The organism is Parafrankia irregularis, assembly GCF_001536285.1.
GTDB lineage: Bacteria > Actinomycetota > Actinomycetes > Frankiales > Frankiaceae > Parafrankia > Parafrankia irregularis.
In genome coordinates, this window is the sequence record NZ_FAOZ01000045.1 from 17,528 (window position 1) to 29,254 (window position 11,727).

At 69.6% G+C, this 11,727-nt stretch carries 8 protein-coding genes and 1 pseudogene; 3 read left to right on the forward strand and 6 right to left on the reverse strand.

All coding sequences use genetic code 11. The annotated features are described in order from the left end of the window. Positions 1-50: 50 nt before the first annotated feature. Positions 51-785: a DUF427 domain-containing protein gene (locus tag AWX74_RS35840; protein ID WP_091285988.1), complete on the forward strand. Its 735-nt coding sequence runs from the start codon at positions 51-53 to the stop codon at positions 783-785. 111 nt (positions 786-896) lie between these two features. Here AWX74_RS35840 and AWX74_RS35845 read toward each other — a convergent pair whose 3' ends face one another. Continuing rightward, on the reverse strand, positions 897-2,117 hold the full coding sequence (locus AWX74_RS35845; RefSeq protein WP_083473428.1) for a lipase family protein: 1,221 nt from the start codon (positions 2,115-2,117) through the stop codon (positions 897-899). A gap of 644 nt (positions 2,118-2,761) precedes the next feature. Between AWX74_RS35845 and AWX74_RS35850 the strand changes: the two genes are divergently transcribed. Together AWX74_RS35850 and AWX74_RS35855 are read left to right on the forward strand one after the other, a co-directional pair. Further along, positions 2,762-3,877, forward strand: coding sequence for an FHA domain-containing protein (locus AWX74_RS35850; protein ID WP_091285992.1), 1,116 nt, complete (start codon positions 2,762-2,764; stop codon positions 3,875-3,877). 257 nt (positions 3,878-4,134) lie between these two features. Beyond that, positions 4,135-6,246 (forward strand): WD40 repeat domain-containing serine/threonine protein kinase, encoded by a 2,112-nt coding sequence (locus AWX74_RS35855; protein ID WP_091285996.1) that lies wholly within the window; start codon positions 4,135-4,137, stop codon positions 6,244-6,246. Between the two features lie 68 nt (positions 6,247-6,314). On the opposite strand, the gene galK is transcribed toward AWX74_RS35855, so the two are convergent. The 5 genes and pseudogenes from galK to AWX74_RS35880 form a co-directional block, all read right to left on the reverse strand. Continuing rightward, entirely contained in the window at positions 6,315-7,511 is a 1,197-nt protein-coding gene (gene galK, locus AWX74_RS35860; RefSeq protein WP_207550486.1) for a galactokinase, read from the reverse strand. 211 nt (positions 7,512-7,722) lie between these two features. Next, the gene (locus tag AWX74_RS35865; RefSeq protein WP_131799624.1) at positions 7,723-8,544 is read right to left on the reverse strand and encodes a hypothetical protein; all 822 of its coding nucleotides are present in this window, start codon (positions 8,542-8,544) and stop codon (positions 7,723-7,725) included. A gap of 520 nt (positions 8,545-9,064) precedes the next feature. Continuing rightward, positions 9,065-9,556: pseudogene (locus tag AWX74_RS35870) on the reverse strand (transposase); the annotation flags it as partial. A gap of 45 nt (positions 9,557-9,601) precedes the next feature. Next, entirely contained in the window at positions 9,602-10,612 is a 1,011-nt protein-coding gene (locus AWX74_RS35875) for a ketopantoate reductase family protein (protein WP_091286003.1), read from the reverse strand. Between the two features lie 238 nt (positions 10,613-10,850). Beyond that, positions 10,851-11,714, reverse strand: a complete 864-nt coding sequence (locus tag AWX74_RS35880; RefSeq protein WP_091286005.1) for an SDR family oxidoreductase — start codon at positions 11,712-11,714, stop codon at positions 10,851-10,853. Positions 11,715-11,727 lie beyond the last annotated feature (13 nt).

Genomic DNA, 11,727 nt, shown 5'->3' on the forward strand with positions numbered 1-11,727 from the left:
GACAGGCGCTGTCCTGCACGCGGACCGGACCGGCTGACACACTTCGAGCCATGAGCCTCACCGCTGCCCAGGGGCCGCTGGGCCCGACGCCCGCCGGGCGCTTCTCCGCCCCGGTGCCCGCCGGTGTCGTCTACGTCGAGCCGCACCCGCGCCGGGTCCAGGCCGTCCGCGACGGCCAGAAGGTGATCGACACCGAGGCGGCGGTGCTCGTGCACCGGTCGATGCGGCCGCTGGCCTACGCGTTCCCGCTCGATGTGGTGGGCACGCTGCCCTGCGAGCCGCTGCCCGAGGCACCGGGCTATTTCACGATCCCGTGGGACGCCGTCGACGAATGGTGGGAGGAGGGGCGTCGGCTCGTCCACTACCCGGCGAACCCCTACCACCGGGTCGACTGCCGGCCGACGACGCGCCGCCTGCGCGTCGAGGCCGCGGGTGAGGTCCTGGTGGACACGTCCGACACCGTGATCCTCTTCGAGACGTCGCTGAACGCCAGGCTCTACGTGGATCCGGCGCACGTCCGGACCGACCTGCTGCGGCGCAGCGGCACCACGAGCTACTGCAACTACAAGGGCCACGCCACCTGGTGGACGGCCGTGGTCAACGACACCGTCATCGCGGACGTCGCCTGGAGCTACGACGAGCCGTTGCCCGAGAGCCTGCAGGTCGGCGGCTTCCTGAGCTTCGACCCGGAGGTCTGCACGGTCACCGCGGAACTCCCGGCCGGCTCCGTCATGCCGGAGAACATGTGCGACGGCTCGTGCGCGGTCCCCGTCCGCGTGGGCTGACCGCTCCCGCTCCCCCGCGACGTATTCCCAGGAAACACAGGTGGTGTGCCGGGCCGACAATCGCGGCCGGCCCGGCACACCATCTATGCCTAGTGCTGACTGTCTGCCAGATCAGCAGTCGCGGGTGAAGGGCTTGTTGGCGAAGCGGTCGGCGAGGAAGTTCACGGCGTCACTCTGCGAGGTGAAGATGACGGTGGCGTGCTCGCCGAGATAGTCCTTCCAACGGACAGGTGCGCCCGCCGCGCAGTAGGTATCCTTCAACGCCACGCCCTGCGGCCGCGCGACCAGTTCGTCGATCGGCCAGGCGTGCCACATGAAGGTCGGCACCTTCGGCGCGACCGCGCCCAGCTTCTGCTCGTTGAGGCGGGTCTGCCAGGCCACGGTGTTCAGCGGGTTGCTCGTCGTGTAGTCGCTGATCTTCCGGAACGGGTAGATGATCAGTGATTCCACACAGTCGTCGCTGAAGTCGCCGAAGAACTTCTTGCCGTTGGCGTTGAGGTAGCTTTCCAGGTCCAGTTCGGGGTAGGCCGCGTCGAGCCCGAGGGCGGCCATCGCCAGGACGGCGAAACCGAGGCCGCCGTCAAGCTGCTTGGAGACCGCCAGCAGATCGGCGGGAATGCCGCCGGCCGAGATGGCCTTCAGGTTCAGTTCCGGGGCGTAGCTGGGCTGCAGTTCGCCGGCCCACGCGGCGGCGCCGCCACCCTGCGAGTAACCCAGCAGGCCGACGGGGTTCGCGGTGCTCAGACCGGTCTCCGGCAGCCGCTGGGCGGCGCGCACGATGTCGAGGACCGCTCGACCCTCGGAACGGCCGACGACGTAGGTGTGTGTTCCCGGGGTGCCGAGCCCTTCGTAGTCGGTCATCGTCACGGCGAAGCCCTTGGCGAGTGCCTTGTCGATGAAGCCCTGGTTCTGGGCAACACTGACCAGCGGGTTCTTCGACGGGGCGCATCCGTCGCCCAGGCCGACGGTGCCGGAGCCGAGCGAGACGATCGGCATGCCGACCGGGCTCTTGCCCTTCGGCACGTAGATCGTGCCGGAGACCGCGTTCGGCTGCCCCAGCGCGTTCTGGGAGAGGTACAGGACGAGGTACGAGCTCGCGTTGCCGGAATCGGCCTGCTTGCGGTACCAGATCACGTCACCGGGATTTCCCGCGGGCAACGGGGATGGTGGGGTGTAGAAGGCATCACCGGCCGGTCCTTCGACAGCGGCGGCGGCAGGAGTGGCGATCGCGGCCGGAAGCACGACGCCCAGCGTGGCGAGTGCCAGCGCCGCCGCGAGTGAGCCGATTTTCGTTCGTGACCACAGACCTCGGCTCGATAAGTTCGGGCGCATGTCGATCAACCTTCTTTCCTTGTCCCGGTAACGGCGCGGCAGCGGCCGCGACCGATCCCCGGAGCCGGGAGGGCTCCGGACAACAGGGCGGCCGAGCACCGCCTTCCAGCAAGTTACCGGTGGGTGTTACCAGCGGGTGTTACCTACCGGTAGGGTCCGGACCGTAGCAAGTCCGGCGCCTTTTGCCCATACCGAGACTGGAATCACGTCTCGAAGCGCCCTCGACAACGGTCTCCAGCTGCCCGGATCCCGGGGTCACCGGACCGGGGCACAGCCTTGCGGCGACCCGGTGAGCGAACGGTCTTCCCAGCTCAGGAGCGGTATCGACCGCTTCTCTCCCGCGCTGGAGGGGTGCCGGCGCGGGCGGGGCCGGGGCCACGCCGAGGCCGGATCCGGCGGGGTTCCGACGCGGATCACCACCTGGCACCAAAGTGGTCTTTCGTTCGGGGCGACCGGGTGATGCCGACGTCAGATGCGGGCGACGCCGGTCGGCGGGCGCCGCCGTTGACGGTGTTCCACGCTCCTCGAGGCCCAGTTCTCCCCACTCATGCACAACCGGCCCCCGAAGTTTCACCGCGCATGATCCCCTTAGGTGACATGTGTCTTACTCGGTGCGCTCACACGGAGACGGGGGTCTGACCGGTATGCCCGAGCACCTGACCGGGAACGTCCTGGAGGCCGACTACCTCGTCGACCTCTCCAACGTCGTTCGGCGACCGGGGCCGCGAGGGCCTGGCCTCCACCGGCTTGACCAGGTCATCGACGCGCTGATCGACCGGGACCACGACCCCGACGTGGTCCTCTACCTCGTCGCAGACCGCAGCCTCCCCCATGCCGGGCTGCCGCACGCGGACACCCGCACGCTGCGGGACTGGGAGCAGGCGGGGCTGGTCGAACTGCTCGGCGACGCGGACGTCCGGCTGCTGGAGCTCGCGGAGCTCACCGGGCTCAGCGTCATCACCCGGGACCGCTACCGCGGCCATCGCACCGAGTTCCCCTGGCTGCAGGGCAACAAGGACCAGTTCATCGAGCCGTTCATCGAGCGCGACGAACACGAAGGGCACCACGGGTACCAGGGGCCGGACGGGCCCGAAAGCCGCCTGCTCCTACGCGACGTCGACATGGGGATCGTGGACGACTGGAACATCTCTCGTTATGCCGAGCACGACGTCCTGAAAAAACAGGGTGTGCTGACCCGGTTCGACGTCCTCGAACGTGCGTGGCGCTGCCCGCATCACGCCTGCACCCTCTATGACCGCGACCACGGCAGTTTCGTGCTGATCCCGCGGATCCGGGCCGGCGAGCCGACCTGCGAGCTGCACGGCTCGCGGCTGCTCGACGAAGGCCCCCGCCCCGGCGCCGCCGCGATGAAGGTCCTCGTCGACCGCAGGTGCGTCGACCGGTTCGTCATCCCCTCCGGTACCGAGGTGGTGGTCGGCCGGGCGCCGGTGGACGGCTATTCCCTCGACCCCTGGCTGGCCAACCACGAACGCCTCAAGGTCAGCCGCCGCCATTTCGCCCTGTCGTTCGCGGACGGGAACCTGACCATCCGGGACGTCAGCACGTACGGCACCCACCTTCAGCTCGCGCCCGGTTCCCCGCTGACGGTCCTGCGCGGCACCGAACGAATCCTGGGCGTGGGCGAGAAGGTGCGATGCACCCGCCGGATCACCCTCACCCGCAGCGGCCGCCGCTTCCCGAACGAACTACGCACCAAGCGTGCCCAGCTGACAACAGAAGACCACGAGGCCACCCAGTAAGCCAGAGCTGTCGTGCTGACCGATTAACCCACAACCCGCCGACGACGACCGGCAAGCATACCCACGCGCGCGGACATACCTGTCCGCACGGGCCCGACAGGCAAGTCCGTGGCGGGCCTGTTTGACGGCAGCCTGTACCCACGTCCGGGTGCGGCGTTCGAGTGATTAGAGTTGTGCGCCACGCGCCGGCGCAGGCGCGACTCAGAGCCGGTCACGCGCGCCTGTTGCGCATGTCCTGACAGGGGAGACACCGGGTCATGCTTTTTGACCGGGCACGGGTGGCAGCGACGCTGCCCGGCTACGATCTCGGCAACGAAATCGGCGCGGGATCCTTCGGACTGGTACTGGCAGGCTGGCACCGCAACCTGCAACGCGAGGTGGCGATCAAGGTGCTGGCCCCGGGTGGGCGTCGCCGGCCCTTCGGCGCCGACGAGGCGCAGATAATGGCGAGTCTCGACCACCCGCATATCGTCCGCGTCCATGACTTCCGCCCAGGTGACGACTTCGATGTGATCGTGATGGAGATGCTGGCCGGCGGCAGCCTTTCCCGCCGGCAACGAGAAATGGGTCAGGAGGAGTTCTGCGCGGTCGGTCTGGCGGTCGCCGGGGCCCTGAGCTACGCGCATTCTCGTGGCGTGCTGCACCGTGACATCAAGCCCGACAATGTGATGTTCGATTTTGCCGGCCATGTGAAGGTGGTCGATTTCGGGATCGCGAAGCGGGTGTTCGGGTCCGCGGCCACCGCGAGCGCGGTCATCGGCACCCCGTTATTCATGGCACCTGAGCAGGTCGCACGCGGCCGGCTTGGACCGGCCACAGATCTGTACGCGTTGGGCATGATGCTCTTCCTGCTGCTCGCCGGGAAGGCTCCCTTCGACGGTGAATGGTCTGACGAGGTCTTCGGAGAACCTCACCTGGCACGGCCCGGCCACAGTATTCGGCGCCCGGCCGGGATTCCTCCATCAGTCGCCGACGTAATACTGCGGGCGCTGGCGAAGGACCCGGGGGGCCGGCCGCCGTCGGCGAAGGCATTCGCGGTCGACCTCGCCGAAGCGGCCGCGGACAGCTACGGCCCGGGCTGGCTCGGCCGCTCGGGGATCCGGGTGCATCTGGACGACGACGTCCGAGCCGCCGCCGAGGCTCGCTCCGTTCTCCCGATCGCGGTAGCGGCCGCGACCATTCCGCGAACGATCGACCCCGGTGGCCCGACGGCGCCAGCTCCGAATCCGTCCCGGTCCGCCCGGTCTGGGCAGCAGCAGCAGCAGTCGCGCTCGCATCGCCGCTCCACACGGCCGCGATTCCGTCGGCGTGGCGTGGCGGCCGCCGGCGTGCTGCTGCTGTCCGCGGTTGCCGCACTTCTCTTCGCCACCATCAGCCGGGGGGCAGGTGACACCAGGCCCCACCAGGTGGGTCTGCTGGCGGGCCACACCGACTGGGTGACGGCCGTCGCCTTCTCTCCGAACGGGCGCACGCTTGCCAGCGGTGGTCGAGACAGAGCGGTGCGGCTGTGGGACGTGAGTGATCCCTTCCACCCGCATCAACTCGGCTCTCCGCTGCTCGGACATACCGACGGAATCACCTCGGTTGCCTTTTCTCCCGACGGGCGGACCCTGGTCTCCGCTGGCAAGGACAGCGCAGTGCGCCGGTGGGACGTCACCGACCCGTCCAGGGCTCATTCCCTCGGCGCCCCGCTGCCGGTGGCCGCCGGCTATGCGCACGCGGTGGCCTTCCCGTCGTCCGCGGGCCGCAGCCTGGATGGACGTGTCATGGCCAGCGGCGGCGCGGCCGGCATGGTTCAGCTGTGGGATCTCACCGACCGGGCTGCACCGCGACCGTTCGGGCAGCCGCTCGCCGCACACCACGACCGGGTGTGGTCGGTCGCGCTGTCCTCAGAAGGGAGAACGCTGGCCAGTGGCAGTCTGGACGGCACCGTGCGCCTGTGGGACGTGACGGATCCGGCTCTTCCTCACTCGCTCGGTGCCCCGCTGGACGGTCACCCCGGCGGCGTCTACACGGTGGCGTTCGCACCGGATACCCGGACGCTCGCCAGCGGCGGGAAGGACGGCCTGGTCCGTCTGTGGGAGGTGACCGACCCCGCCAGTCCACGACCTCTCGGGCATCCACTGGCTGGCCACAGCAGCCTCGTCTGGTCGGTGGCGTTCTCTCCGGACGAGCGCACTCTGGCCAGTGTCTCCGCGGACCAGACTGTGCGGTTGTGGGACGTCACCGACCGGACGTCCCCGCGCCCTCTCGGGCAGCCGCTGGTCGGGCACACCGACTGGGTGACATCAGTCGCGTTCTCCCCGAACGGGCGCATCGTGGCCAGCGGCAGCTGGGACAAAACCGTCCGGCTGTGGGCGGTGCCGTGACCGGACGAGCGTCCGGCCACGAACCAGAACCGGCGGATCCGGCACGCTGAACCGGCGGATCCGGCGCGCTAGCCGATCCGGTGCGCTCCCGGGGACGGGACGGCGCGGAAGTGGGTGGGCGGCTGAAAGCCGAGCCGGGCGAACTCCCGCCTCACCTCGACGGCCACCTGGTCGGCCCGGTCCTCGTCGACGAGGGCGATGACGCAGCCTCCGAAACCACCGCCGGTCATCCGGGCTCCGTACGCCCCGGCGGCGACGGCGGCCGCCGCGGCGACGTCGAGCTGAGGGACGGTCACCTCGAAGTCGTCCCGTAGCGATATGTGGGAAGCGGTGAGCAGCGGCCCGATCGCCCGCACGTCACCGCCGCCGCCGCCGCGCAGGATCGCGGCGGTCTCAGCGACGCGGGCGTTCTCGGTCACCACATGGCGGGCGCGCCGGCGCAGCTCCGCATCGGCGAGCCCGCGGACGTCGTCCAGGGTCGCATCACGCAGGGCTGGCAGGCCGAGCTGCCTCGCGGCCCGCAGGCAGGCCTGTTGGCGGGCCGCGTACTCACCGTCGACCAGGGCGCGGACGGTCCGGGTGTCGATCACGAGCAGGGTCAGGCCGGCGGCGGCCAGGTCGAAGAAGATCTGCTCGGATGTCTGGCTTCGGACGTCGAGCAGCAGCGCATGCCCCGCGGTGGCGAGCAGCGACGCGGACTGGTCGAGGATCCCGCACGGAACACCTACGAAGTCGTTCTCGGCCCGCTGGGCCAGTCGGACCAGCTCCGGGCGGCTGACCGCGAGGGAGAACAGATCCCGCAGGGCGAGCGCGGTGGCGCATTCCAGCGCCGCCGAGGAGGACAGCCCGGCGCCCTGCGGAACGTCCCCGTCGACGACGATGTCGACGCCGCCGAGGTGATGCCCTGCCTCGCGCAGCGCCCAGGCGACACCGGCCACGTAGGCCGCCCAGCCGTCGACACCGCCGGGGCTGTCAGCTCCGCTGCCCACCCTGTGGCTGCTGGCGTCGCCGGGTTCCAGCTCGTCCAGCCGAAGGGTGCGTCTGTCGTCGGGCATCTGGGCCGAGTGGATGACGAGATGGCGGTCGTCGCGGCGCGCCGCGGCGACGACGACCCGCTGGGGCAACGCGATCGGCAGCGCCAGCCCCTCGCTGTGGTCGGTGTGCTCGCCGATCACATTGACCCGGCCAGGCGCGACCCACTCCCCCTCGGGCGTCCGGCCCATGACAGTCCGGAAGATCTCGGCGGCATCCGACACGCTGCTCACCGATGCATCATCCTCAGGACCGCGGCCTCCTCACCGACCAGAGGGGTTCAGCCCGGTCAGGCAGGGATTTTCCCGGTCTGCCCCTGCGCGCCGTCCGACCTGCCGCGGGCCGTGGGCGGCCTGCCCAGCGCCGGCATCGCCGACGCCAGGCAGGCCGGGGTTCACCCGCCACCGGCGACGAAGCCGCGATCAGGCACCGTCGCCACGCTGGTCACCGCACGGCCACCCTCCGCGCGCCGGTTGTTGTGTCCGTGCCGCCGACAGCTGCTCTCCGCGCGCCGGTTGTTGTGTCCGTGCCGCCGACAGCTGCTCTCCGCGCACCGGCGACCGGGCGCGTGTTGCCGACAGCCGATCTCACCGCGCCAGGAAATCTGGGCGCCCAGTTGTTGATGACGTCGCCGACCCAGTTGGCAGCTGTGCCAAGCCACGGCCATCTGGCAACCGCCGCCCGACCGAGCGCCTTCAACGAGTTGGCCAGTCTGGTCATGACCTCCACCCCGTGCCTTTCGACCCAGGGCCCGGCCACGCCCTCCCAGAGGCCGTTGCCGGCCCAGGCGTTCGCCAGCGCGACGCTCAGGACTTCGAACCACTCCTCACTGTTCAGCGGCCTGTTGTTGATCTTTGTCAGCATCATCTTGTAGACGAAGGTTGCGACGAAGCCCCCGAGCACCGCGCAGGTCGTCTTGGCCAGGACGCCCGCCGGACCGAGCATGGCGATCATCCCGAGCAGGCAGGTGAGCCGGACCACCACCCCCAATGCGGAGGTGCCGACCGCCAGGAGCGTGTTCTGCCACCAGGTCGTGTTTGTATGCACCTCACCCGACTCGACGGTGGCGACCAGACTTGTGCCCTTCACCGCGAAGGAGCCGTCGAAGTCGTTCACATCGACGGGACGGCTGCCCGGCAGCGCCAGCGGATAGGCGGTCAACCGCTGTTGGATTGTGTCGCTCAGCAGCGCGTTCCGCCCGTTCGTCTCGGCGACCCAGGAGTTCACCAGGCCCCGATCGAACCCCGCGGGGAGCGGTATCCTCACGGTCCCCTTGCCGTCGGCGACCGTGAAGCTGTATCCCGCTACCGCATTCGTTCCGGATCCGGCCGGCGAGGACCCGCCTGGGTTCGGCCCGGCCGGTGAGGACCCGCCTGGGTTCGGCCCAGCGGCCTCGGCGGTCCGGGTGAGTGTGCACACCAGGGCCAGCGCGAGGAGGATCGCGATCGATATCGCTCCCCGCCTGCGCCTTCGCGTGGATAAGCCGAATTCCATGCCACTCATTTCAGGCACATTCCCTCCGTCTTGGTGGGCAGGTCCGAAGAGTTCTTTGGCTGGCATTGGAATGAAACCGCGAGGGCCTCGCCGGAAAGTTTCCCCCGTATGAACAGACATCGAATCCATGGTGCGCCGCCAACCATCGAGGTGATTGGCGTGAAGCAGCCAAAGCCCGCGTTTCCGGCAGACGATTACCCTCGACTGCCCGCGGAGAATCCAGGTGACCAAAACGCCTGGATTATTGGGGCGGCCGCTACCCGGCCATCATCGGCCTATGGCGCAACGGCTGTTCGGTCATCTCGGCGACGGCCTCGTCAGTGATCCGGGAGATCGTGTCCTTCGACACCGACGCGCCGTAGACCTCGGCGAAACGCACGGAGATCTCGCCGGTGGTCAGCCCGCGGGCGGCCAGGGACAGCGCACGATCTGATCGATGCCGTTCAACCGGCGCTTCCTTTTACGCACGATCACCGGCTCGAAACTGGCGGCACGGTCCCGAGGAACATCGATCTCGACCGGGCCGATCTCCGTCAGGACCGTCGTCGTCCGGATCCCGTTCCGGGAGTTCCCGTTGTCACGGCCCGCAGGGTCGTGCTTGTCGTAACCCAGGCGCGCTCATCTCCGCTTCCAAAGCGGCTTCGAGCACGGTCTTCGCCAGCCCGGTCAGCAGCCCACCGGGCCCGACGAGGTCCACGCCCTCGGCACGGGCCTTCGCGATGGGCTCGGCGGCCAGCTGCTGGTGATCGATCGGGGTCGGCATGGGATCGAGCGTCTCGCCCATGATCAGATCTCACCAGGTGGGTCGGGCGTCCGCGACGCGGCGCCGTCAGGTCCGTGCTGGAAATGCCGCCAGCTCGGTCACCTCCCGCAGGGTGCGGGTTCCGGGTGACAGGCGGCGTGCGTCCGCCTCGCCGAGCACCCGCTGCAGTGCGGCGTTGACCGGGGTCGGGACGCCGTGCAGCCGGCCCAGCAGCACGATCTCGCCGTTCAGAAAGTCGGCTTCGCTGGGTACGCCGCGGGCGAAGCTCTGCCAGGTGGACTGCCGGCCCGACACGACGCCCGAGTTCGGATCGATCCCGAACGTGGAGAGGTCCTCCGTGCGTTCCGCGGCGGTGTCGGCGACCGAGAGACCGGCGGCCTCGAACACGGCTCGGGCCTCCGCGACGAGGCGCTGGCCGAGGGCTGACCGCTCCTCGTCATCGTCGCCGGCCAAGACCTCCAGCCCGTTGCGCACGCTGTGCAGCAGCTTCGCAGCCTTCCAGCGGGTGACGTCGTCCGTGAGCTGGACGATGTACCCCGCACGGCGCAGGTCGGCCGCGACGCCCTCCAGTGCCGGGTCGGTGCCACGCGGTGCGCCACCGACGGTGAGGACGCCGATCGCGTCACGCGCACCCGAGCGCACCTCGCCGACGTTGTGGTAGTGGGCACTGGTGAGGATCGTGCCGCCGAGCACCCGCGCGAACCGGCGCAGCGCGATGCGGTCGGCGTCGAGGCCGTTCTGCAGGGTCAGCAACGGAAGCTCGGCCGCGACCCCCGGCCCGCCGTCGAGGTCGACCGGCCGCCACGCCCAGGTTCGCACGGCGGCCTCGGCGTCCTGCACCTTCGTGGCGAGCACGAGCAGGTCACCGCCGCGCAGGTCGACCTCGTCGGGGTCTGACGCGGTGGACACACGCACGGTCCGCGGTTCGCCGTGCTGCACATACCGCAGGCCGTCCTCACGTATCCGCCGGATGTGCTCTCCGCGGCCGACCAGCACGTGGTCGATGCCCGCTTCGGTGAGCTGGGCGGCGAGCATGGCGCCCACCGCGCCCGCCCCGATGATGATGTAACGGGTCACCTGTGTGATCCTGCGTCAGGAAGATCCGCCACGTCCAACGACGAAGCCCGATGACGACCCATCATCTTTCCCGATGGATGCGGGCCCTTCTCCCAGGCAGACACGAGGCCCCGGCGACGGCCGCCCTCCCCGGCGGACCGCCGCCCGGGCCCGCGGCCCGGGCGGGTTACCAGCTCAGCTGGTTACCGGCCCAGCGGGTTAGCGGCTCAGCTGGTTAGCGGCTCAGCTGGTTACCTGCTCAGTGCAGCGGGTTCTTGGCGGGAACGGCCGCCGACATGTCGGTGATCTCCGCCCAGCGGTCGGCGACCTCGGCCAGAGTCGGGGGCTGCTCGAACTGCACACCGGCGTTCTGGAACAGCTGGACCCGCTGTACGAGCCCACCGCCGAGGACGAGGACCGAGCCGGTGTCGGTGCACTCATCGGTCATCAGCTGGGTCACGACGGGCGCGACGAACGCGGTCGAAAGCTTGGCGAGAAGGTCGGCGGAGGCGATGTCGGCGGTCATCCGGGTCGCGGCGATCGGGGCGATCGCGTTGGCGGTGATGTCGTACTTCGCGCCCTCGATCGACAGGGTGTTGATGAGACCGACCAGGCCCATCTTCGCGGCGCCGTAGTTGGACTGGCCGAAGTTGCCGAACAGGCCGCTGGTCGAGGTGATCACCACGATGCGCCCGTACCGCTGCTCGCGGAAGTGCGGCCACAGCGCGCGGGTGATGTTGTAACCGCCGTACAGGTGGACCTGGATGACGGCATCCCACTGCGCGTCGGTCATCTTCGCGTATGAGACGTCACGCAGGATCCCGGCGTTGCTGACCACGCCGTGCACGGCCCCGAAGGCGTCGAGGGCCGTCGCCACGATCGCGGCCGCGCCCTCGGCGGTGGCGACGCTGTCGTAGTTGGCGACCGCCTCCCCGCCGGCCTCCCGGATCTCGGCGACGACCTTGTCCGCCATCTCCGAGCCGGAGCCCGACCCGTCACGGGCACCGCCGAGGTCGTTGACGACAACCCGCGCTCCGTTCGCGGCGAGCAGCAGGGCGTACTCCCGGCCGAGCCCACCCCCGGCACCCGTGACGATGATTACGCGACCGTCGACTCCCGACATCCCATCCTCCTGA

Excerpts from the sequence above, each read along its gene's own strand:
- AWX74_RS35840 (WP_091285988.1), top strand. The coding sequence starts at position 51 with ATGAGCCTCACCGCTGCCCAGGGGCCGCTGGGCCCGACGCCCGCCGGG.
- AWX74_RS35845 (WP_083473428.1), bottom strand. The coding sequence starts at position 2,117 with ATGCGCCCGAACTTATCGAGCCGAGGTCTGTGGTCACGAACGAAAATC.
- AWX74_RS35850 (WP_091285992.1), top strand. The coding sequence starts at position 2,762 with ATGCCCGAGCACCTGACCGGGAACGTCCTGGAGGCCGACTACCTCGTC.
- AWX74_RS35855 (WP_091285996.1), top strand. The coding sequence starts at position 4,135 with ATGCTTTTTGACCGGGCACGGGTGGCAGCGACGCTGCCCGGCTACGAT.
- AWX74_RS35880 (WP_091286005.1), bottom strand. The coding sequence starts at position 11,714 with ATGTCGGGAGTCGACGGTCGCGTAATCATCGTCACGGGTGCCGGGGGT.